The organism is Streptomyces sp. NPDC088252 (assembly GCF_044740965.1).
Lineage (GTDB): Bacteria > Actinomycetota > Actinomycetes > Streptomycetales > Streptomycetaceae > Streptomyces.
On the sequence record NZ_JBIURS010000005.1, the window covers coordinates 226,696 to 249,243 of the forward strand.

Below are 22,548 nucleotides of genomic sequence, written 5' to 3' on the forward strand. Positions count from 1 at the left end.
CGCGCGGCGCCGGCGCGCCCCCTTGTTTTTTCCCCGCCCCCCGGGCTTGCGTGGGGGCGGGGGGGCGGGTCGCGGGTTTTTGGGGGGTTCCGGGCCCCTCGCCTTCCGCCTTCCGCCTTCCGCCTGCCTTGTGCCTTGTGCCGGCCTCGGGTCGGCCTCCGGCCGGCCCGGCGCCGATCAGTCGTCCGAGTCGCCCCGGCGCACCGACAACAGGTCCTCCAACTGCTCCTCGCGCGCCTGCGCGGCCACGAACAGCAGCTCGTCACCGGCCTCCAGCGTCTCCTCGGTGCTCGGCGTCAGCACGCGCTGCCCGCGGATGATGGTGACCAACGAAGTGTCCTCGGGCCAGGCCACATCGCCGACCTGGGTGCCGGCCAACGCCGACTCCGGGGGCAGCGTCAGCTCGACCAGGTTGGCGTCGCCGTGGCTGAAGCGCAGCAGCCGGACCAGATCGCCGACGCTGACCGCCTCCTCGACCAGGGCCGACATCAGCCGCGGTGTGGAGACCGCCACATCGACGCCCCAGGCCTCGTTGAACAGCCATTCGTTCTTCGGGTTGTTGACCCGGGCGACGACCCTCGGCACGCCGTACTCGGTCTTGGCGAGCAGCGAGACGACCAGGTTCACCTTGTCGTCGCCGGTCGCGGCGATCACGACGTTGCAGCGTTGAAGTGCTGCCTCGTCGAGCGAGGTGATCTCGCAGGCGTCGGCCAGCAGCCATTCGGCCATCGGCACCCGCTCCACCGAAATGGCGGTCGGCGCCTTGTCGACGAGCAGCACCTCGTGCCCGTTCTCCAGCAACTCGCCCGCGATGGATCGTCCCACCGCACCGGCGCCGGCAATCGCGACACGCATCAGTGACCGCCCTCCTCAGGGCCCTCGGCGAAGGCCGCCTCGACCTTCGCGATCTCGTCCGTACGCATCATCACGTGGACCAGGTCGCCCTCCTGCAGCACGGTCTGCGACGTGGGCAGTACGGCTTCGCCCAACCGGGTGAGGAACGCCACGCGGACGCCCGTCTCCTCCTGCAGCGTGCTGATCTTGTGGCCGATCCAGGACGGCGTCGTGTGCACTTCGGCGAGCTGCACAGCGCCGCTCGGATCCCGCCACAGCGGCTCGGCCCCCGAGGGGAGCAGCCGTCGCAGCATCTGGTCGGCGGTCCAGCGCACGGTGGCGACCGTGGGGATACCGAGACGCTGATAGACCTCGGCACGCCGGGGGTCGTAGATCCGCGCAGCGACGTTCTCGATGCCGAACATCTCGCGGGCGACCCGGGCGGCGATGATGTTCGAGTTGTCGCCGCTGCTCACCGCGGCGAACGCGCCGGCCTCCTCGATCCCCGCCTCACGGAGGGTGTCCTGGTCGAAGCCGACACCGGTGACGCGCCGCCCACCGAATCCGGACCCGAGGCGTCGGAATGCCGTGGGGTCCTGATCGACGACGGCGACCGTGTGCCCCTGCTGCTCCAGGGTCTGCGCGAGAGCGGCTCCGACTCGCCCGCAGCCCATGATGACGATGTGCACCTTGCGCCTACCTCGCAGTCCTGGTCGTCCGGCTGACCTGCGAAAACACCCTGCTCACACTTCTTTCTCAGCTTGCCGGGCAAACAACGGGGCAACGGTGTGTCCCGTTGCCCAGGATGAGCTTATGCGGCTGGGATCGCGAAGCCTCATCCGAGTGCGCTTTCGCCGCGCCCGCGCGACGCGGATGGATACCGCGCAGTGTCCGCGCGATTGCGGACGGGGAGGGCCGTCCTTCGCGCCACTGAGGGCCGTCCTTCGCGCCACCGTGGAGGTACAGGGCCCGTCGATCGCACCAGGGGCGCACGGACTCTTGAGCGCGGGCCGCACAGACATCTAACATGTCAGTTCATGGAGACCCTGCGCCCCGTCCGACGGACCTTGCTGCGGGACACCGCGTACGAGGCGATCCGTGACGCCATCGTCCGTGGCGACATCCCGCCCGGTGCCGCTGTCCGTGACGCCGAGCTCGCCGAACGCCTCGGACTGTCCAGGGCTCCGGTCCGCGACGCGCTGTCCCGGCTTTCCGGCGAAGGGCTCGTCGAGTCCAAGCCGCAGAGCTACACGCGGGTGACCCGCCTGGTGCCGCGGGACGTCCGGGACGCGGCAGCTGTCGTGCGGGCCATGCAGGAACTGGCCGCGAGGACCGCCGTACCTCGACTCACGGATACGGACATTGCCGCGATGCGCGAGGCGAACGAACTCTTCAGGGACGCGACCCGCCGCAGCGACGTGGCGGACGCGCTGCGCGCCGACGACCGGCTCCATGACGTCCTCGTCGCGGCCTGCGGCAACCGTGCCGTGGCTGCCACGGTTGAGCGCTACACCCCTTTGATCCGGCGGCTGGAATGGCGGCAGTTCGGCACCGCGAGCGCGGCACACGGCTCGGCCGAACTGCACGACCGGCTGATCGAGGCATGCGCGGGGCGTGATGCCGAGGCGGCGTCCCGGATCACTGCGGAGATATGGCGGGCTCTCGAAGAACTGGCGGACGAACCGTCCGTCGAACCATCCGTCGGGGCGGCCCAGCGGCGTTCCACCTAAGGGGTGTCCCGTAGTCCCTGGCGGGCGCGCGACGACAGCCACGGCACCTCGCCGCGTTGTCGGGACGTCCGCATACATCCAGTATGCGGACGTCCCTCCGCCTTGCGATGCACCGCATCCGACGCCGCGCGCTGATCCACCAAGGACTACGGGACACCCTTAGGCCGCCCGCGGGCAGCTTCGACAGGCCCACCGACCCGTCCGGTCAGGTCGGCGACCGGCCGAGGGCCCGAGCGCCGTCCGGATCCCCGGCGTACCCGCAGACAGTCGACACCTCGACCCGTGACCACCGCCATCGCGCCCCCTCCCGGTCACCGCGCCGACCACGTGCACGACCCGACCCCACCGCGCCGACCAGGAACACGAACCCCACCGACCCCCGACCGAGGGAGTTCCCATGACGTCCGCAACCCCGACCCCGCCCACCGCCGCGTCCCCCACCGCCGCGTCCCCCACCTCCTCCTCCGCCTCCTCCTCCACCACCTCTCCCTCCCTCTCCTCCTACGAGCGCCATCCCCTCCTCTTCGGCCCCTCTCCCGTACACCGTCTCGACCGGCTCACCGACCACCTCGGCGGCGCCGCTGTCTGGGCCAAGCGGGAGGACTGCAACTCCGGCATCGCCTACGGCGGCAACAAGACCCGCAAGCTCGAATACCTCGTCGCCGACGCCCTGGCGAAGGGCTGCGACACGCTCGTCTCCATCGGCGGAGTCCAGTCCAACCACACCCGCCAGGTCGCGGCGGTCGCCGCCCGCGCCGGCCTCAAATGCGTACTCATCCAGGAGAGCTGGGTCGAATGGCCCGACGCCGTCTACGACAAGGTCGGCAACATCCTGATCAGCCGCCTGGCCGGTGCCGACATCCGCCTGGTGCGCGCCGGTTTCGGCATCGGCGTCAAGGAGAGCTGGGAGCAGGCGCTGCGCGAGGTCGAGGAGGGCGGCGGCAGGCCGTACGCCATTCCCGCCGGTGCGTCCGACCATCCCCTGGGCGGGCTCGGCTTCGCCAACTGGGCCTACGAGGTCGCGGAGCAGGAGCGCGCGCTCGGTGTGTTCTTCGACACCGTGGTCGTCTGCTCGGTGACCGGTTCCACCCAGGCCGGGATGGTCGCCGGCTTCGCCGCGCTCGAAGAGGCGGGCGGCCGTCCGCGGCGCGTGCTGGGCATCGACGCCTCCGCCGAACCCGCCCGTACGCGTGAGCAGATCGCCCGGATCGCGGCCGGCACCGCACGGCTCATCGGGGTGCGGCGCGAGCTCACCGTGGACGACATCGAGCTGGACGAGCGCTACCACGCGGGCACGTACGGCATCCCCGACGACACCACCCTCGACGCGATGCGGCTCGCCGCACGTACTGAAGGAATGATCACCGACCCCGTATACGAGGGGAAGTCGATGGCCGGAATGGTCGATCTTGTGGCGCGCGGCGAGATCGCCCGCGATTCCGCCGTTCTTTATGCCCACCTCGGCGGACAGCCGGCGCTCAATGGCTATAGCGCCCTGTTCGCGGACTCCTGAGCGCAAGGATTTCGTTAAGGATTTCGTGGCTTTTTCCGCCGAGCGCAGGAGATTGCGAGGCCACGGGGGTGGTGGGTCTGCGGCTTCCATACGGAACGCTTACGATCCTCTGCGTGTCCAAACTGACCGACCTGCCCAAACGGATTCTGATCGGACGGGCGCTGCGCAGCGACAAGCTCGGAGAAACGCTCCTCCCCAAGCGCATCGCACTTCCCGTTTTCGCATCCGACCCGCTGTCCTCGGTGGCCTACGCGCCCGGTGAAGTTCTCCTGGTGCTCTCCGTCGCGGGCGTGTCGGCGTACCACTTCAGCCCCTGGATCGCGCTCGCCGTCGTGGTGCTGATGTTCACGGTCGTCGCCTCGTACCGGCAGAACGTGCACGCCTACCCGAGCGGTGGTGGTGACTACGAGGTCGCCACCACCAACCTCGGGCCCAAGGCGGGGCTGACCGTGGCCAGCGCGCTGCTGGTCGACTACGTCCTGACCGTCGCCGTGTCGATCGCCTCCGGCGTGGAGAACCTCGGGTCCGCGATCCCGTTCGTCGTCGAGCACAAGACGGCCTGCGCGATCGCTGCCATCGTGCTGCTGACGCTGATGAATCTGCGCGGCGTCAAGGAATCGGGGAAGCTCTTCGCCATTCCCACGTATCTCTTCGTGGCCGGCGTGTTCATCATGATCATCTGGGGTGCGTTCCGGGGCCTGGTCCTCGGCGACACCATGCACGCCCCGACCTCCGGCTACGAGATCAAGGCCGAGCACCAGGGACTGGCCGGCTTCGCGCTGGTCTTCCTGCTGCTGCGGGCCTTCTCCTCCGGCTGTGCCGCCCTCACCGGTGTCGAGGCGATCAGCAATGGTGTGCCCGCCTTCCGCAAGCCGAAGAGCAAGAACGCCGCGAACACGCTCGCGATGATGGGCCTGCTGGCCGTCACCATGTTCTGCGGCATCATCGCCCTGGCCATGGCCACCGGTGTGAAGATGGCGGAGAACCCGGCCGAGGACCTGATCAACCACGGCGTCCCGGTCGGCTCCGGCTTCGTCCAGAACCCGGTGATCTCGCAGGTGGCGGCCGCCGTCTTCGGGGAGGGGACGTTCTTCTTCGTCGTACTCGCCGCAGCCACCGCCCTCGTGCTCTTCCTGGCCGCCAACACCGCGTACAACGGCTTCCCGCTGCTCGGTTCGATCCTCGCCCAGGACCGCTACCTGCCGCGCCAGCTCCACACACGCGGTGACCGGCTCGCCTTCTCCAACGGCATCGTGCTGCTCGCGGGCGCGGCGATCCTGCTGACCTGGATCTACGGAGCGGACTCGACCCGGCTGATCCAGCTCTACATCGTCGGCGTCTTCGTCTCCTTCACGCTCAGCCAGACCGGCATGGTCAGGCACTGGAACCGCCACCTGGCGACGGAGAAGGACCCGGCCAAGCGCCGTCACATGGTCCGCTCCCGCGCGATCAACACCTTCGGCGCCTTCTTCACCGGACTGGTGCTCGTCGTGGTGCTCGCCACCAAGTTCACCCACGGTGCCTGGGTCGCCCTGCTCGGCATGGTGATCTTCTACGGGACGATGACCGCGATCCGCAGGCACTACGACCGGGTCGCCGAGGAGATCGCCGCGGAGGAGACCCCGGCCGACGAGACGATGCGCCCCTCCCGGGTCCACTCGATCGTCCTGGTCTCGAAGCTCCACCGGCCCACGCTGCGCGCCCTCGCGTATGCCAAGCTGATCCGCTCCGACCGTCTGGAGGCGCTCTCCATCAGCGTCGACCCGGCCGAGACCAAAGCGCTCAGGGAGGACTGGGAGCGGCGCGGCATCGACATCCCGCTGAAGATCCTCGACTCCCCGTACCGCGAGGTGACCCGCCCGGTCATCGACTACGTGAAGGGCCTGCGCCGGGACAGCCCGCGCGACGTCGTGAGCGTGTACATCCCGGAGTACGTGGTCGGCCACTGGTACGAGCACCTCCTCCACAACCAGAGCGCGCTGCGCCTCAAGGGGCGGCTGCTGTTCACCCCGGGCGTGATGGTGACCTCCGTGCCGTACCAGCTGGAGTCCTCCGAGGCGGCGAAGAAGCGCGCCAGGAAGCGCGCCGAGTGGAACGCGCCGGGCTCCGTGCGCCGCGGACCCGTGGAGCGCAAGCCCAAGGAGCCCGTCAACAGGGGCTGACCCGGGCGCAAGGGCGGTCCCACCGGCGGGGCCGCCCCGCGAACGACGGCTGCGCCGCCGACAAGGGACTGGCCGCGTCGACTGTCGGCAGCCGGCCGCCGACTGCTGGCCGCCGGTCCGCCGGTCCGCCGACAAGAACTCACCGTGCCCGGCCGCTCGTGGTCAACGGCCGGACGACACCCACGTAGAATCGTAGGTTGTTGTCCGGCCGTTAGTCCCTTGATCTCTGGAGCCACCCCCTCATGCAGAACGAACCCACGTCGTCGCTGGTCGGGGAGGAGTACGAGGTCGAGGTCGGGCCCGTCGCACACGGCGGCCACTGCATCGCCCGCACCTCCGAGGGGCGGGTCCTCTTCGTACGGCACACGCTTCCCGGCGAGAAGATCATCGCCAAGGTCACCGAAGGTGAAAGCGACTCCCGCTTCCTGCGCGCCGACGCGGTACGGATCATCGAGGCGTCCAAGGACCGCGTCGAGGCGCCCTGCCCGTACGCGGGACCGGGCAAGTGCGGCGGCTGCGACTGGCAGCACGCCAAGCCCGGGGCCCAGCGCAGGCTCAAGGGCGAAGTGATCGCCGAACAGCTCCAGCGCCTCGCGGGTCTCACCCCGGAGGAGGCGGGCTGGGACGGCACCGTCATGCCGGCCGAGGGCGACAAGCTTCCGGCGGGCGAGGTACCGGCCTGGCGCACCCGCGTCCAGTACGCCATCGACGAGGACGGCCGTGTCGGCCTGCGCAAGCACCGCTCGCACGACGTGGAGCCCATCGAACGCTGCCTGATCGCGGCCCCCGGCGTCACCGAGCTCGGCATCGAGAAGCGGGAATGGCCCGGCATGGCCTCGGTGGAGGCCATCGCGGCCACCGGCTCCCACGACCGCCAGGTCATCCTCACCCCGAGGCCCGGTGGGCGGCTGCCCCTCGTCGAGCTCGACAAGCCCGTATCGGTGATGCGCGTCGACGAGCGCGACGGCGGCGTCCACCGGGTGCACGGCCGCGCTTTCGTCCGCGAGCGCGCCGACGACCGCACCTACCGGGTCGGCTCGGGCGGCTTCTGGCAGGTCCACCCCCAGGCCGCCAACACCCTCGTCCGCGCCGTCATGCAGGGCCTCCTGCCGCGCAAGGGCGACACCGCCCTCGACCTGTACTGCGGCGTCGGCCTGTTCGCGGGCGCACTCGGCCAGCGCATCGGCGAGAAGGGCGCGGTCCTCGGCATCGAGTCCGGCAAGCGCGCCGTCGAGGACGCCCGGCACAACCTGAAGGACCTGGAGCGGGTCCGCATCGAGCACGGCAAGGTCGACCAGGTCCTGCCGCGCACCGGCATCACCGAGACCGACCTGATCGTCCTCGACCCCCCGCGCGCAGGCGCCGGCAAGCAGACGGTCAAGCACCTGACCGGCCTCGGCGCCCGCCGCATCGCCTATGTCGCCTGCGACCCGGCGGCCCTCGCCCGCGACTTGGCGTACTTCCGCGACGGCGGCTACAGGGTGCGGACGCTGCGGGCGTTCGATCTGTTTCCGATGACGCATCACGTGGAGTGCGTCGCCATCCTGGAGCCTGCTGAGAAGAGTGCCTGAACTGCGGCTTTGTAGCCTGGGTGGGTCGCTCGACCTGTTTCCCTCCGCGCAGCGGGTCGAGCGGACAGATCGACCCCTGGAGGGACTTGACCTGTGACTTCATGGCGGAAACGACTGCATCGGCATTGATCTCAGGGCCTCGTTCGGAGATTCCTGACGCTCGGATGACGCTTGCTCTGAGATTTTGGCCGAGCCGCATCGCTCTGGTCACTGGGGCGACCACGAGGCGATTCGGGTATCTCGGACCACGGCAGGCAGCTCAGTTCCCGGAGCCCTGACGTGCGAACCGCCCCAAGCAGGTGATGCCGCAGGCGAGTTCGAGCGCGTCCGGGTGGGGGGAGGGAGAAGGGGGAGGGGGAGCGGTGGTCGGCCGGAGAGGAGGGGATGGACGCTGCCCGGACTGCCTGGTCGAGTACCCGCCCGCCAGGGTGGCAGAACAGGCGGCAGCACACTCGCGCCCTCGGGACCGGTGGACCAAGGGTGCCCCGGCACGTGTCCGCCGCGTGACATGCCCTGCCTGCCTCACCTCAGGGCAGCGTGGTGGCCAGCGCTCCGGCCGCCTGCCGCATCCGCTCCTCGTCGTCGCGCACGCTCCGGCTGAACTCCATGTGGAGGAACGGGACACCGTCCGCCGCCGCGCGTCGCCCCTGTTCGTTGCTGCGGCCCTCCAGCGCGCAGCGTCGTGCCCAGGCCCGGCAGACGGCGAAGCCCTCCCGTCGCAGGGCGGTCGCCGTGCGGCGGGCCGTCGCACGGCCCTGGTCGCCCTTGCCGGTGGACGCGATCACGTCGTAGTCCGGTTCGGTGGAGTCGGCGAAGCCGTGCACCTGCAGGCCCGGCAGCCGGCGCCGGACCAGTTCGTCGCAGACCACGTCGAACACCGAGTCGCTGCGGTGCGCGACATCGGCGCGGTCCCCCTTCCCGGCGTTCCGGTGGGCGCCCGCCAGCACCAGTACCCCACCGGTCCTGGCGCGCAGCACCCCGATGCCCAGCTGCTCGCTGCGCGTGTCGGCGACCGGATGCGGGACCTGGACCGACCAGCGGGCCGGGGTGCCGAGGTCGACGTAGACCCGGCCCCAGCCCCGCCTGACCTCCGCCGCGCGGTCGGCGATCTCGGCGAAGCGCCGGCCGGTCCCGGTGTCGGTGAAGGTACGGATGCCGAAGTCGACCTCGGCCAGGCGGCGCCCGGCTTCGGCCCGGTGGCCGTCCAGGAAGAGCCCGACGGCCTCGGCCACGGTACGGCGCTGGGCGGGCAGAGGCCGCTGATAGTCGCTGCGCGCGACCGTTCCTCTGGTGAATTCGGTGACGCGCCGGGCCAGGTCGTCGCCGTCACGGGCGTCGGGAGCGGCCGGACCGTGTCGGGCCCGGTCGCCGGAGGGGACGAGAACCGCCACCAGCGCACCGAGCGTGACCAGTATCACCACGGTACTCAGCAGTATTGCCTTGATCGTTATCTTCACGGCAGGGTCTCGTGTCCTATTCAAACGAAAATATCGGGGGTGTCATCATTCCCTCTCAACTCCTTCGCGGCCCGCGCCGCCGTGCTGGCGCTCCTCGCCGCCACCGCGACGGGCTGCTCCCTGCCGGGCAGTGACAGTGACGCCGCCGACGCGCAGTCGGGCCCGTCGTTCACCGTCGCCGCCGCGGGCGACATCCTGATCCACCCGCAGCTGACCGAGCAGGCCCGCAAGGACGCCGAGTCGGCCGACGGCAAGGGTGCCGGAAGCGGCGGCACCGCAGCCGACGGGCTCGACTTCGGTGCGATCATGGCCGGGGTCAAGCCCGTGATCAGCAAGGCAGACCTGGCGATCTGCCACTTCGAGCCGGTCATCGGCAAACCGGAGGGACCGTTCCAGAGCTACCCGGACTTCCTGGTACCGCCGCAGATCACCGCGGCGATCAAGGATGTCGGTTACGACACCTGCTCGACGGCGTCGAACCACACGCTCGACCATGGAGCCGAGGGCGTGAAGCGCACGCTCGACACCCTCGACAAGGCAGGTCTCAAGCACACCGGTTCGGCGCGCAGCGGCGCGGAGGCGGCCAAGCCGCTGATCATGGATGTGAAGGGCGTGAAGGTCGCCCAACTGTCGTACGCCTTCGGGTTCAACGGCCGTGAGATCCCGGCCGACAAGCCCTGGATCGTCAACCAGAACTCCTTCGACAGGATCGCCGCCGCCGAGAAGGCCGCCCGCAAGGCCGGTGCGGAAGTGGTGATCCTCAGCATCCACTGGGGCCGCGAACATCACCCGGATCCGAGCGCTCCGCAGCTGAAGCTGGCCCGCAGGCTGGCGCGGGAGACCGGGATCAACCTGGTGATCGGCCACCACGCGCACGTGGTGCAGCCGATGGAGAAGGTCGACGGCACATGGGTGGCGTACGGCCTCGGCAACCAGTTGGCGCGGCACGACGTGCCGTCCGGACTGACCGAGGAAGGCGTCATCGGCTGGTTCGAGTTCCACAAGCGGGGCGACACATGGGATGTGGACGCGCGCTACGTACCGACGCTCGTCACCATCCCGCCGGACGTCGACGAGAGCGACCCGGACTCCGTGGAGGCGGCCGGTGAGCGGGGTGCGGTGAAGGACCACCGGCTGCTGAATCTGGCCGAATCCCTGCGAGACGGCAAGGACCTCTCGTCCGAGGAGCGGGCGAGATACCGGCTGGCATTCGAGCGCACCCAGGGCACGATGCTCAACCGGGGTGCCGCCAAGGATGGTCTGAAGCCGTTGGAGGGCCTCCCGGACTGATCACCGTCCTCCAGGAAGACCGTACGCCGACCTTCCCGTCGATCAGCGGCCGAGCAGTAGCCGGCCGGTGGTCGACGCCTGGCTGTCCCACAGGTGTCCCACAGCTTTCCAACAGGTGACGCACAGCTGAGTGATCGCCGAGTGGGTCCGAAGTCAAGAATTGAGCTTCAAACGTCGCGTACGTCACACCGGCAACTCTCCGTACAACTTTCCGCCAAGCTTCCAGGTCGTGGAACTGATCGCTCCATCTCCATGGCATGCATCGGCGCGGGCCTTGACTCGGGCCAGAACCTGAAAGGCAACATTCATGGCCGCTTCGTCTGCGAAGCGGCGGCACAAGGTCCGACGCCGGGCCGACATGTCGCTGCTGGGTGGCATCCGTCCACCCATCGCGGTCCTCTCGGCCCTGCTGCTCTCCCTCGCGGGCATCACCGCCCTCGGTCTGGGGAGAGCCGGTCAGGACCCCGTACCCAAGGCCGTGCTGACCTCGCAGCAGCACTTCGCCGAGGACGGTGCCGTCGCCATGCGCGCCTCGATCGACGAGAGCGCCACCGACCTGACCCGTACCGCCGGTCTCTTCAGCGCCGGCGATCCGGTCTCGCCGGACGCCGTCCTCGACAAGATCGGCAGTGTCTACCAGAAATGGATGGGCACGGCCGTCGTGGAGATCAAGTCCGGGCGGATGCTTGCCGCGCGCGGTGAGAACGTGCCCGTCACCGCCGTCGACACGAGCAAGCTCGCCGAGAAGGACGGGCTCAGCCCGCGCATGGTGCGGCTGCAGAACGGCGAGACCCGGCTGCTCGCCTTCGCACTGCTCTCCTGGCCGGACCGGCCGCAGCAGTTGCTGATCGCTTCGAGCAGTCTGCGCTTCCCGGGCATCAGCCTCGGGCAGTTCCGCTCCATCGCCGTCATCGACAGCGAAGGGCGCATCCTCAGCAGCGACGGCATTCCGGAACCCGAGCAGGTCCTCACCGATCTTCAGCGCGAAGGCGTCAAGCGCTCCAACAAGCAGCTGAAAGCTTTCTCCAAGATCGCTGCCGTCAAGTCGGCGGAGCACCCGCTCAAGGCGAAGGAGCCCGGTTCCGGAGGCTTCCTCGGGGTCAGCGGCAGTCTGCTCGGCGACTCCTTCGAGGGCGACCGTTCCATCGCCGGATATGCCACGCTCACCGGACCGGAGCCCGGCGAAGGGACTGTCGCGACCGCGCTCGGCCTGACCGTCGTCTCCATGGTCGATGTCGCGGTGGACCCCACCAGGGTCGCCGGGCCGCTCTTCGGCCTGCTCGCCGCGGCCGCGCTGCTGCTGATCGGCGCCCTCGCGGTCGCCCTGCTGCTCGGTACGGTCCAGCGACCGCTGCTGAAACTCTTCCTGGAGAGCCGCCGGCTCACCCGCGGCGATCTGACCCGCCCCGTCACCGTCCCGAGGTACGGCGAGGCCGGGCGGATCGGGCAGGCCCTGGAACGGCTCCGCCGCCAGCTCCTCGGCGAACCGGCCGGCACCACCGACGCGTCCTCCGGCGCGTCGCGCCGCCGCCGTGTCGGCACCCGCGGCCTCGTCGTGGTCTGCGGTGTCCTGCTCCTCGCCTGGTCGGCGCCGATGCTGCTGCTCTTCAACCGCGCCGACTCGACCGTCGCCGTACCGGAACAGATCATCAGCGACCAGCGCGAGCGCACCGACACGCTCTCCGACCGGGTGCGCCGCGCGCTCAACGAGGGCCACGCCGACCTGGTCTCCGTCTCCGCGCTGATCGGCAACCGGACCAGCCCCGACGACATGAAGAAGGTCCTGGAGCGCACCCGCACCGAGCACGTGCGCTACCGGTCGCTGTACGTACGCTCCGCCGAGGGCACCGTCCTCGCCCGGGCCGGCGAGTCCCCGCACGGCCTGCCCGCGAGCGGGAGCGGCGACGACAAGCTGTCCGCGCAGCCGATCAGCGTCCTCAACGAGTCGGGCAAGGAGCCCGTCATCGCCGGATACGCCGAGATCCCGGGCCGCGACGGAGCCGCCGTGATCGGTGAGTTCCGGATCGACTTCATCAACTCGCTGCTCAAGCGCCCCGGCCTCGGCCAGATCCGGGTCGTCGACGACGAACGCCGGGTCATCGGCGGCAACACCGGCTACCTCGCCTTCCAGAGCCTTCCGCAACGGCTCGACGAACTGGCGAACGGCACCAACCAGAAGACCGGCCTCAGCGCCCGCGCCAGCGGTGTCATGTACCGCGACGGTGACGGAGTCCAGGTCGCCGGAGCCGCACCGTTCGTCGGCGGCGGGGCAGCGAAGAAGCTCGGCTGGACGGTGGTCAGCTGGCAGCCCGCCGCGGGTCTCGCGATCCCCGAGTACAGCCTGCAGAACCGCACCGTCCTGGCCGGACTGCTCGGCATCACCGCTGCCGCCGCTTGCCTCGGCTGGCTGCACATCGTCGTCGTACGGCCGCTGCGCGAACTGGCCGGCAAGGCCGAGGCGCTCGCCGACGGCGATCGGCGCACCGTGCTCTTCCCGCACCACCACGACGAGGTCGGCGCGGTCACGCGAAGTCTCGAACTCGTCCGGCAGCAGCTCCAGGAGCAGCGCAGACGCGACGGCGCCCCCCTCGCCGGAAGGAACTGATCGGCCTTGCTCTTCCTCTACACCGTGCTCGTGATGTGCTGCGCGATCCTGCTGATCGCGGGCATCGTCGAGCAACGTCGCCACTTCAGCAATCTGGAGCGGATCCCGACCCGCGTGCTGGTCAACGGCATCCGCGGCAAGAGCTCCATCACCCGGCTCTGCGCCGGCGCGTTGCGCGGCGGTGACCTCGTCACCGTCGCCAAGACGACCGGCACCGCGGCCCGCTTCATCCACCCGGACGCCACCGAGGAGCCGGTCTACCGCAAATTCGGCATAGCCAATGTGGTGGAGCAGATCGGCATCGTGCGACGTGCCGCCGCGTACAACCCGGACGCGCTCGTCATCGAATGCATGGCCGTCATGCCGGCGCTCCAGGAGATCAACCAGTCGAAGCTGATCCGATCGACGATCGGCGTGCTCTGCAACGTACGCGAGGACCATCTGGCCGAGATGGGCCCGACCCTGGACGACGTGGCCCGCTCGCTGTGCCGGTCGATGCCGGAGGGCGGCATCTGTGTCACCGCCGAGAAGGACCGGTTCGACATCCTCCAGGAGGAGGCCGACGCGCGGGACTGCAAGCTGATCTACGCGGACCCGGAGACCGTGAGCGACGCGGAGCTGCGCGGGTTCAGCTGGTTCACCTTCAAGGAGAACGTGGCGATCGCGCTGGCCGTCGCCGAGCTCCTCGGAGTGGACCGGGAGACCGCGCTCCAGGGCATGTACGACGCCCCGCCGGACCCGGGCGTCCTCTCGGTCGAGCGGTACCGCACCCACGACGACAAGCGACTGCGGTTCGCGAACGTCTTCGCGGCCAACGACCCCGAGTCGACGCTGATGAACATCAACCAGCTGCTCGACCTGGGGGCGATCAGCCGGCCGCTGAACGTCGTCATCAACTGCCGCCCCGACCGGGTCGAGCGCAATGGGCAGATGGGCCAGATCATCCCCGACCTCCAGCCGGAGAAGGTCTTCGTCATCGGGCACCCGGCGAAGTCCGCCATCGACGCCATCCCCGCCGAGTGGCGGCACACGGCGGTCGATCTGGGCGGTGACAAGCGCGATCCCGAGGAGTTCATGCGCCAGTTGCTCGACCGGCTCGGCCCCGAGTCCTCGCTCGTCGCGATCGGCAACATCCACGGGCAGGGCGAAGTCCTGCTGGAGCATCTGGCCGAACTCCCCGCGGACGAGACGGCGGACGAGACGGCGGACGCGCCGGGTGTGAGGGACGCGCGGGACATGAAGGACGCGCGGGACGGCCTGCCCGACGAGGCCCATGCCGCATCACACGACGACGGCCCGCCCACCGCGGCCGTTCCCGTGATCCCGGCCCAGCCCCGGCGCGAGGCGCCCGCCCTCGAACCGGGCCATGTGCGGCACGACCAGACGCTCGCGCTTCCGCGGTACACACCGCGCCTCGACCCGTTCGCGCCGTACCCCGAGGCCTACGAGGCCCGGTACCAGCAGCGTCAGCCGGCTGTGCTGCCCCTCGCCGTACGCCCCCGGCAACCCGGACCGGAGCAGTCGGGAGAGCAGCCGCGGCAGTACCCGCAGGAGCAGTCGGGACTGCCGATGCGGCAGCCCGGACCGGAGCAGCCCGGACAGCAGCCGCAACAGTCCGGACCGGAGCAGTCAGGACTGCCGACCCGGCAGACACGACCGGAGACGCCGGAGCAGCAGCCGCAACAGCCCCCGCAGGAGCAGCCGGAACAGCAGCCGCAACAGCCCCGGCAGGAGCAGCCGGAACAGCAGCCGCAACAGCCCCGGCCCACATCCGGGATTCCGGCACAGAGTCCGGCGCAACCGCCCGCAAAGCCTCATGTACGCGGTCCGTTCGAGCCGGTTCGGCCGCCCGCCCCGGCCCAGCAGCAGAACCCAGGAGAACCCCGTTGATCCCCTCCGTCCTCACCCCCGAGATCGCCGCGATCGGTATCGCCCTGGGGCTGTTGTTCTCCCTGGTCTGCTACCTCACGACCAACCTCTCGCCCGGCGGCATGATCACCCCGGGCTGGCTGGCCCTCACCCTCGTCGAGGACCTCCAGCGCGCCGCCATGGTGGTCGGCGTCACCGTGCTGACGTACGTCGCCGTCCTCGGCCTGCAGCGCGTCGTGATCCTCTACGGCAAGCGGCTGTTCTCCACCGTCGTGCTCACCGGCGTCATCTTCCAGGCGACGCTGATGATCGTGCTGTCGCTCGAATTCCCGCTGATGTACACCAACCAGACGCTCGGCTTCATCGTCCCGGGCCTCATCGCCTACCAGCTCGTCCGCCAGCCCAAGGGCGCGACGCTGCTCGCGACCGGCACGGTGACGCTGATGGCGTACGTCGTACTCACCGCCGGAATCCTGCTCGGCGCCCTGCCCACCGTCTGACCGACCGACACCGCTCGACCCACCACCCGGAGCTGACCGACCCATGAGTGCCAAGACCAAGCGTGGCCCCCGCCCGGTGCTGCATGCCGTCACGGTGATCAGCCTGCTTGCGGGCAGCGCCTACCTCACCGTCGAACTGCGCAAGGACGAGCAGGCCAAGGCCCCCGCCGTGCAGGCCGTCACCGACAACCCCGCCCTGCGTTCCTCCGGCGCCGGTCTCAACGGCGAAAAGAGCTGGGAACGACTGCAGAACCCCGCCCGCACCCTGCTGCGCGGTGCGGATGGCGAGGTCCTCGCCAGCTTCACCGACGGCGCCCGCACCGCCACGCTCACCGGTCCCAGCCGAACGTTCACCGAACCCGCCTACACCAAGTCCCGGGTCGTCACCGAGGACTGGGTCCGGCTGATGCCGTACCAGTGGAAGAAGGGCTCCGAGAAGGAGAAGTGGTTCAAGGACTGGTTCAAGGAGTTCTTCGGCAGCGAGGAGGACGACCTCTTCGCGATGGCCTTCCAGTACGTCGACCAGGCGCCGATCAAGAAGGACGACGAGGGCGTCCCGTACGCGGGGGACGCCAACTTCGGTCCGATCAACCCGAACGGCAGTCCGGGCAACGACTACCGGCTGGAGGAGTCCGACTTCTTCGACTACCTCGGCATCCCGTACACCTTCCGCAACGGCACCACGATGCAGCCTCGCGCCGAGCGCGCCCGCTCGATGGACTGCTCGGGCTTCATCCGTACGGTCTTCGGCTACCGTGCCCGCTATCCGCTGATGGCCACCGACGTCCTCGGCGACGGACTGCCGCGCACCGCGAACGGCATGGCCCGCTCCGGGCGCGGCGCGGACGTCATCGAACTCAAGGGCATCACCCCCGCGGACCGGCCGAAGAACATCGACGTGCTGCAGCCGGGAGACCTGGTCTTCTTCAAGCTCGACCGGCGGACCAAGCAGCGACTGGACCACGTCGGCATGTACATGGGGCACGACACCGACGGGCACAAGATCTTCGTGTCCAGCCGGGAAGAGGTCAACGGCCCGACCATCGGCGACAAGGGTGGCACCTCCAGGCTGGACGGGAACGGCTACTACGCCTCTACGCTGCGCAGCGCCAAGCGCCTGTGAAGCAGCCCCCGGCCATGCCCCGCCGCACCGGAGTCCCGCCGCTCGGCGTGGTTCCGGTGCGGCGGGGCACGGGGCCGGAGGCCGTCCAGGCCGTCCGCGCCTTCGTCATTGGCCGCGCCAGATGTTGTCGAAGGCCGCTTGGTCGAGTGCTCGCCGTTGTCGCTGGAACTCAAGGTCGCGCAGGGCGTCGTCCACGGCGGCGAGCACCGTCGAGATCGACTCGTCCGGCACGCCCGGGGAGGCACCGGTCGGCTTGTCGCGGATTCCGGCCGCCGCCGCGAGCGCGGCGAGGACGGGCTCATCGCAATTCCAGCGGTCCGCCGCCCGGCGACGGGCGGGCGAATCGGCAAGGACCATCCGACTGGTCGCGGAGGGCACCCAGCGGGATCGGCTCTGCGGAGTGAGCTCTCCCTCCGCCTCGAGGGCGGCCAGATAGGCCGTGGACAGACCGCGGCCCCGGCGCCACAGCCAGGCGTCGAGCGATTCGTAGGGCGGTTGCCGGACGAGCGACGACACGGCCTCGTCCAACAGGGGATCCTCCATCGTCGGCGCGTGGCCCGGCACGATCCGATCGCCGTCCAGTCCGACGGCCTCGGCACCCAGGAGATCGATCACCTCCGCTCCCGCGAGCACCAGCGAAAGATCCCCCCGCTCCAGGGGGCGGCTTGCCGCCCTGTCGATGGCGGCGATCAACAGGTCCCGCGGTGTGCTCATGAATGGCTCCACTCAGGGGCGTCCGGGTGTCGGGCCGGCGTATGAGCGCCTGGGCGTCCACGCCATCGACGCCGTCACGCGGCGAAGAGCTGCGGTTGCCGGTGTCGCCGACGGTGATGCTGCGGGCGCTGCGGTGCCCGGCAAAGCGGCACCCGATCTCTTGATGCGACGGACGAGGCGGTGGACCCCGACGGTCCGACCCGTTGCCGACGGCGATCCCGCCCGCATTCGAGTCCGATCGCGCCCGCATTCGAGTCTACGAAGCGAGGCCGTCGGCCGCATCCCGCGCTGCCCCCCCCGTCCAGCCGGGGACGCGCACCCCGGCGGGAGGACCGACCATCAAGGGGTCGGGCGGCGCAGTGCCCTCGGGAGGACGAACCACAGGCCGGTGAACATGACGAGTGTGGCGGCCGTGACCGTGACAGCGGCGATCCGGCCGAGGACGACGTCCATGAGCAGGAGAACAGCGCCGTTGAGCGCAAGGGCGAGGAAGACCAGGCCGATTTCGGCGAGCTGCGCGGACAGAGCGACAATCCGGACCTTGGCGCCCCTGTGGAACAGGCCGCGGTGCAGTGCGACCGGAGTCGCGAGCACTGCCGAGGAGACCACTGTGAGCAGCAATGTCACCACGTACGTGGTGCGTTCGAAGGCATCGAGGTGCGGAAATTGGCTGGTGAAGGCCACACCGAGGAGAAAGGCGAAGACGATCTGTACACCGGTCTGCACGACCCTGAGTTCCTGGAGCAGCTCGACCAGGTTGCGGTCGGCCCGCTCCGCAGGCGTCTCCCGGCCGAGCGGAGACGGACCACCACCATCCGTCGGGATATGAGACATGGGACTCATTGTTCTCGGGCTGCCCGGTCACCTCACGCGGCGCACCGCGTCACGTCTGAACGGGCCGAACGCTTTCGTACGGCGATCCACGGCCCTCGCCCTCGTCTCAGGGGAGTCCACGGGATCTCAGGATCGAGGAGCTCAGTGAGGAGAACGGGGGCCGACGGGGGAGTGGTGGACACCCCCGGACCGTGACCGACCGTCGGCCGTGGTGGCGGTCGAGGCCGCTCGACGCGGCGAGCCGCGCTATCCGTACGAGAGGTTGGAGCAGGGGTTGTCGTCGGCGGAGCGTGCGTCCTCGGCGACCTGGGAGGGCAGGGCGGACGGCGGGGCCGACGCGGTGGCTTCCGGCTCGGTCGCGTACGTCGTGCCGAGGACGACCGCGATGCCGGTCGTGGCGACCGGGGTGAGCTCCGCGCCGGGGAGGGCCCGCGCGACCTTCCCGGCCTGGTCCTTCTGGCCGGGGCCGTACTCGATCACGGTCTTGACCTGGGTGCGGACCGAGGCCGTCGTGGTGTCCGTGACGGTGAAGCCGTGCTCTTCGAGCATGTGGGCGGCACGGGCCGCGAGGCCGGTGACGGTGGTGCCGTTGTAGACGGCCACGGAGACACCGGTGCCGTAGTCCGGTTCGTCGGCGCCAGGTGACGGCGCGGTCGTCTCCGCGTCCCCCTTACCGCCGGCGTCCTGGCCGTCGAGGGTGCGGTCGGCCCTGAGCGATGCCCACAGCGCGTCGGCGTCGGGGTGGACGATCGCCACGCGCGCACCCTGGTACTTCCACGGCACGGTCACGAACTTGGTGTTGTGCAGGTCGATGTCCTTCATCGACATCGCGAAGGAGACCAGTTTGTCCGCGGAGCCGAGGCCCGGGTCGACGGTCATCGACCTGGTGGCCGCGTCCGCGAGCGGCAGCAGTTTGGTGGGCGTGAGTCCGTCGCTCTTTATCTGCTTCAACAGGCTGGCGACAAAGGCCTGTTGGCGTTTTATGCGGCCTATGTCGGAGCCGTCGCCGATGCCGTGCCGGATGCGCACGTAGTCGAGCGCCCGCTGGCCGGAGACGGTCTGCGGGCCCTTGGTGAAGATGCGCTTGCCGCGGGTGGGGCGATTGGGGTTGAGGTCTCGCTGATAGACGTCCTGGGGCAGGCAGACCTCGACGCCCCCGACGGCCTCGGTCATCGTCGCGAAGCCCTTGAAGTCGACGACGACGGTGTGGTCGACGCGCAACCCGGTCAGCTTTTCGACCGTGTTCTGGGTGCAGGCGGGGTTGCCCTTGGCCGTCCCGCCCACCGAGTACGCCGCGTTGAACATGACGTCGGTCTGCGGCCGGGACCAGGTGCCGTCGGGCAGTTTGCAGGGCGGGATGTCGACGAGGGTGTCACGCGGGATGGAGACGGCTATGGCGTGCTTCTGATCCGCGTACGTGTGCAGCAGGAACGCGGTGTCGGAGCGGCCGACGTCGTCCTTGTCCCCACCGCCCAGATCGCTGTTGCCGCCGGTCCGCCCGTCCGAGCCGATCACCAGTACGTTCGACCCCTCGGTGGAGGCGGGCGGCCGGTCGCCGGACACGCCGTCCGCGCTGAACGTGCTGATGTTCCCGTTGAGTCGCATGTAGACCCAGCCCGCGCCGGCCGTCACCAGGACGAGCAGTGAGACCGTGACGGTGAGGACGGTCCGGGTGCGGCTTCGCTTGCGCCGTCGACTGCGCTCGGCCGCTGCGCGCGCACGGTGCCGGGATGCCTGGCGGCTGCCTGTCATTCGTCCACACCCCATCAGTTCCGGTCAGGGGAAGGGGTGACCGTTCCCGGCTCGACGGTTGTACAGTTGCGCAATGTAGCAAGCATTTCCGAGAGATGGCGCCCCGCGTGGTCCATCGAGGAGAGAGAAGGGTTGGGTGGAGTGTTCCGTAACGCGCTGGAGCCCTGGCATCTGCTGATCCTGGGGCTCGTGATCGTCCTGCTGTTCGGTTCGAAGAAACTGCCCGACACCGCACGGGCGCTGGGGAAGTCGCTCCGCATCCTGAAGAGCGAGACCAAGGCCATGAAGGAGGAGGGAGCGTCCCCGTCGGCCGCTTCCGAGGCCGACGCCCCCGAATCGCCTGCGCCGAGGATCATCCGGTCGGCCCCGGGTGACGCCGCCTCGGCCCGCCCGGTGGCGGAGAGTGGCGCCGAGCGCCACTGAGCGACGCGCGTCCGCGGCGAGGTGGCTCGGTTTGTACGGTGAGGTCGCGGCGGTGCGTGCGCGGCGCTTCCGTATGCGTATGCGTGTACGGGTCCGGTGCGGGTGGGTCCCGGTTGCGGGCGCATGCCGCCTGCGCCGCCGGGAGCCGGTCCGTGCCCCCGTACGCACGGTCCGCCCCCGGGGCCTCGTCGAGAACGGCGGCCCCGGGGGGCGGTCGCCGCAGCCGCGTCCGGGGCGGTCACCCCGCGGTGACTTTAAAGGTTGCGCAATATTTGAATATGGTGGGTCCACTACGCGTCCGGCGGAGCCCTGTTGTCCGGCGGGCGCATCACCGGCACGCGTCGAAGGAGAGCAGTGGTGTTGGGCGTCAGTCTCGCCAAGGGTCAGAACGTCGTCCTCAATCAGGACGGCACCCCGCTCGCGGACGTCACGGTCGGCCTGGGCTGGGACGCCCGTCCGGTCGGCGGCACGGACTTCGATCTCGACGCGTCCGCGATCATCTGCGGACCGGACCAGAAGGTCGTCTCCGACCGGCACTTCGTCTTCTACAACAACCTCACCAGCCCGGACGGGGCGGTGCGGCACACCGGCGACAACACCACCGGGGAGGGCGACGGCGACGACGAGCAGCTCCTCGTCGACCTCGACCGGCTCGACGAGAAGACCGGGCAGATCGTCTTCACCGTCTCCATCCACGACGCCCAGAACCGTGGCCAGAACTTCGGACAGGTCGAGGACGCCTACATCCGCGTGCTCGACAATCTCACCGGCCGGGAGATGTGCCGCTACGAACTCTCCTACGACGCCGCGGGCGAGACGGCGATGGTCTTCGGTGCCCTGTACCGCAGGGGCGGCGAATGGAAGTTCCGCGCGATCGGCCAGGGTTACGCATCCGGTCTGGCCGGTATCGCCGTCGACTACGGCGTCGACGTCGCCTGAGAGCCTGTCGGGTGACCTCCGACCGGGCGGTCACGCCCTGGCACGCACGCTTCCCGCGTTGTCGTCGGTCGCCGACGCTCCGCGTCGACTCCCTCCTCCGCCTCGGAATCGCACGCACCAGACCGAGCCCGCCATCCGGTCTGAGGTCACCCGACAGGCTCCGGGCCGGCGGGAGGGGTGGCCCCGTGCCAGGGGCGCGGGGCCACCCGGAGGCATTACGGGAGCCGTGTGCCGGGGAGGTTCGGTCCGCTGAAGTCCGGGCCCACGAAGTCCGGGCTGCCGAAATCCGGACTGCTGAAGTCCGGACTGCTGAAGTCCGGGCTGCTGAAACGGGGCCGGTGGCCCGCGCCCGCACTCCGGCCGGGCTCCGGCGCCACGGGCTCCTGCGCGAGCTGCTCGGCGAGGAACGGCCGGATGCCGTTGTGGCGCAGGGCCCGGAGCCACGCCTCCCTGGCCCGATCGAGGTCGGCGTCGAGGCCGGGGGACCGCGACGTACTGCTGCTCGTACGGGGTTCCCGGTGCGCGGCGGCGGTCCGGTAGAGCGCGAGGATGCCGAAGGCGGCGGTGGGCGCGGCGATGCCGAGGCTGATCCAACCCGCCCCGATCAGCGTGCCGGCCATGGCGGGCACGCTGTCGGCGAGCCGGAGCACGTACCCGAGGAGAAGGAACGTGGCCGCGGCAACGGCGGCGAGGACCGGGGTGAGTACCGCCAGAACGGGCACCAGGCCCGCGCCCGTGTCCTCCTGGTGCCCCGGCCCGGACAGGGGCGTCGCCCGATCGACGGGCCCACCGCCCTGGATCCGTCGCCGCAGGTCCGTGTACGACCGGTACTCGGACTCGGCGGCCGCCGCCACATGAGGACCGGCCGCCAGGCCTCTGACGCGCAACTGGTCCGCGCCGATGCCGGACTCGGCCAGCAGGCGCCGAATCTCCGCGGACCCGATGACGTCGTCGAGAGCTGACGCGTAGTCGGCTCCGTCCTCGTCCCGCAGTGGAAACGACCGATCCATTCCATCCCCCCGATTTGTGTGATCCGTTGTTCTGGGCCTTCGCGGCGGCGACGGCGTGCGAGCCGCCGCGGGCGGGCGGCGAATGAGGGCATCCGGCCCTGAGGACGCGCCCGCCGTCGCCGCCGCCGATGGCGGCCGACCGTCAACCGGGCCCGCAGCGCCGCGGGTCGACGGTCGCGGAGCCGCTGTCCTCAGGGGCGGGCGCGTCGCACGACGCGCCGT

The 22,548-nt window shown here is 70.0% G+C and carries 18 protein-coding genes; 11 read left to right on the top strand and 7 right to left on the bottom strand.

Features of this window, described 5'->3' with window-relative positions; genetic code table 11:
* Nucleotides 1-177 precede the first annotated feature (177 nt).
* Both ACIOHC_RS12995 and ACIOHC_RS13000 read right to left on the bottom strand, forming a co-directional pair.
* Nucleotides 178-855 carry a TrkA family potassium uptake protein gene (locus ACIOHC_RS12995; protein WP_351087342.1) on the bottom strand — a complete coding sequence of 226 codons (678 nt, stop codon included), beginning with the start codon at nucleotides 853-855 and terminating at the stop codon, nucleotides 178-180.
* Complete coding sequence (locus ACIOHC_RS13000) at nucleotides 855-1,523, bottom strand: TrkA family potassium uptake protein (protein WP_351087340.1); 669 nt, start codon at nucleotides 1,521-1,523, stop codon at nucleotides 855-857. Before ACIOHC_RS13000 ends, ACIOHC_RS12995 begins: the two co-directional genes overlap by 1 nt.
* 348 nt (nucleotides 1,524-1,871) lie before the next feature.
* Here ACIOHC_RS13000 and ACIOHC_RS13005 point away from each other — a divergent pair, with 348 nt between their 5' ends.
* From ACIOHC_RS13005 to ACIOHC_RS13020, 4 genes are all read left to right on the top strand, one after another.
* Nucleotides 1,872-2,564, top strand: a complete 693-nt coding sequence (locus tag ACIOHC_RS13005; protein WP_351087338.1) for a GntR family transcriptional regulator — start codon at nucleotides 1,872-1,874, stop codon at nucleotides 2,562-2,564.
* Nucleotides 2,565-2,961: 397 nt separating this feature from the next.
* On the top strand, nucleotides 2,962-4,077 hold the full coding sequence (locus ACIOHC_RS13010; RefSeq protein ID WP_351081129.1) for a 1-aminocyclopropane-1-carboxylate deaminase: 1,116 nt from the start codon (nucleotides 2,962-2,964) through the stop codon (nucleotides 4,075-4,077).
* A 113-nt stretch (nucleotides 4,078-4,190) separates the two neighbouring features.
* Nucleotides 4,191-6,239, top strand: a complete 2,049-nt coding sequence (locus ACIOHC_RS13015; RefSeq protein WP_351081127.1) for an APC family permease — start codon at nucleotides 4,191-4,193, stop codon at nucleotides 6,237-6,239.
* A gap of 242 nt (nucleotides 6,240-6,481) precedes the next feature.
* Entirely contained in the window at nucleotides 6,482-7,810 is a 1,329-nt protein-coding gene (locus ACIOHC_RS13020; protein WP_401842717.1) for a class I SAM-dependent RNA methyltransferase, read from the top strand.
* Nucleotides 7,811-8,337: 527 nt separating this feature from the next.
* Here ACIOHC_RS13020 and ACIOHC_RS13025 read toward each other — a convergent pair.
* On the bottom strand, nucleotides 8,338-9,267 hold the full coding sequence (locus ACIOHC_RS13025; RefSeq protein WP_351081081.1) for a hypothetical protein: 930 nt from the start codon (nucleotides 9,265-9,267) through the stop codon (nucleotides 8,338-8,340).
* 39 nt (nucleotides 9,268-9,306) lie between these two features.
* Here ACIOHC_RS13025 and ACIOHC_RS13030 point away from each other — a divergent pair, with 39 nt between their 5' ends.
* From ACIOHC_RS13030 to ACIOHC_RS13050, 5 genes are all read left to right on the top strand, one after another.
* Nucleotides 9,307-10,557, top strand: a complete 1,251-nt coding sequence (locus ACIOHC_RS13030; protein WP_401842719.1) for a CapA family protein — start codon at nucleotides 9,307-9,309, stop codon at nucleotides 10,555-10,557.
* A 307-nt stretch (nucleotides 10,558-10,864) separates the two neighbouring features.
* Nucleotides 10,865-13,162 carry a HAMP domain-containing protein gene (locus ACIOHC_RS13035; RefSeq protein ID WP_401842721.1) on the top strand — a complete coding sequence of 766 codons (2,298 nt, stop codon included), beginning with the start codon at nucleotides 10,865-10,867 and terminating at the stop codon, nucleotides 13,160-13,162.
* 6 nt (nucleotides 13,163-13,168) lie between these two features.
* Nucleotides 13,169-15,052: a poly-gamma-glutamate synthase PgsB gene (pgsB, locus tag ACIOHC_RS13040; RefSeq protein ID WP_401842722.1), complete on the top strand. Its 1,884-nt coding sequence runs from the start codon at nucleotides 13,169-13,171 to the stop codon at nucleotides 15,050-15,052.
* Nucleotides 15,049-15,531, top strand: a complete 483-nt coding sequence (locus ACIOHC_RS13045) for a poly-gamma-glutamate biosynthesis protein PgsC/CapC (protein ID WP_351081077.1) — start codon at nucleotides 15,049-15,051, stop codon at nucleotides 15,529-15,531. Before pgsB ends, ACIOHC_RS13045 begins: the two co-directional genes overlap by 4 nt.
* Before the next feature lie 43 nt (nucleotides 15,532-15,574).
* Nucleotides 15,575-16,654: an NlpC/P60 family protein gene (locus ACIOHC_RS13050; protein ID WP_351081075.1), complete on the top strand. Its 1,080-nt coding sequence runs from the start codon at nucleotides 15,575-15,577 to the stop codon at nucleotides 16,652-16,654.
* 105 nt (nucleotides 16,655-16,759) lie between these two features.
* On the opposite strand, the gene ACIOHC_RS13055 is transcribed toward ACIOHC_RS13050, so the two are convergent.
* From ACIOHC_RS13055 to ACIOHC_RS13065, 3 genes are all read right to left on the bottom strand, one after another.
* The gene (locus ACIOHC_RS13055; protein ID WP_401842724.1) at nucleotides 16,760-17,368 is read right to left on the bottom strand and encodes a GPP34 family phosphoprotein; all 609 of its coding nucleotides are present in this window, start codon (nucleotides 17,366-17,368) and stop codon (nucleotides 16,760-16,762) included.
* A 339-nt stretch (nucleotides 17,369-17,707) separates the two neighbouring features.
* Nucleotides 17,708-18,202 carry a DUF6328 family protein gene (locus ACIOHC_RS13060; RefSeq protein ID WP_351081071.1) on the bottom strand — a complete coding sequence of 165 codons (495 nt, stop codon included), beginning with the start codon at nucleotides 18,200-18,202 and terminating at the stop codon, nucleotides 17,708-17,710.
* A gap of 246 nt (nucleotides 18,203-18,448) precedes the next feature.
* The gene (locus ACIOHC_RS13065) at nucleotides 18,449-19,954 is read right to left on the bottom strand and encodes an LCP family protein (RefSeq protein WP_351081068.1); all 1,506 of its coding nucleotides are present in this window, start codon (nucleotides 19,952-19,954) and stop codon (nucleotides 18,449-18,451) included.
* A 141-nt stretch (nucleotides 19,955-20,095) separates the two neighbouring features.
* Between ACIOHC_RS13065 and tatA the strand changes: the two genes are divergently transcribed.
* Both tatA and ACIOHC_RS13075 read left to right on the top strand, forming a co-directional pair.
* Nucleotides 20,096-20,377, top strand: a complete 282-nt coding sequence (gene tatA, locus ACIOHC_RS13070; RefSeq protein ID WP_376221859.1) for a Sec-independent protein translocase subunit TatA — start codon at nucleotides 20,096-20,098, stop codon at nucleotides 20,375-20,377.
* 360 nt (nucleotides 20,378-20,737) lie between these two features.
* Complete coding sequence (locus ACIOHC_RS13075; RefSeq protein WP_401842849.1) at nucleotides 20,738-21,316, top strand: TerD family protein; 579 nt, start codon at nucleotides 20,738-20,740, stop codon at nucleotides 21,314-21,316.
* Nucleotides 21,317-21,531: 215 nt separating this feature from the next.
* Here the strand turns inward: ACIOHC_RS13075 and ACIOHC_RS13080 are convergent, their stop codons facing one another.
* Nucleotides 21,532-22,326, bottom strand: coding sequence for a hypothetical protein (locus tag ACIOHC_RS13080; RefSeq protein ID WP_351075073.1), 795 nt, complete (start codon nucleotides 22,324-22,326; stop codon nucleotides 21,532-21,534).
* Nucleotides 22,327-22,548: the final 222 nt, after the last annotated feature.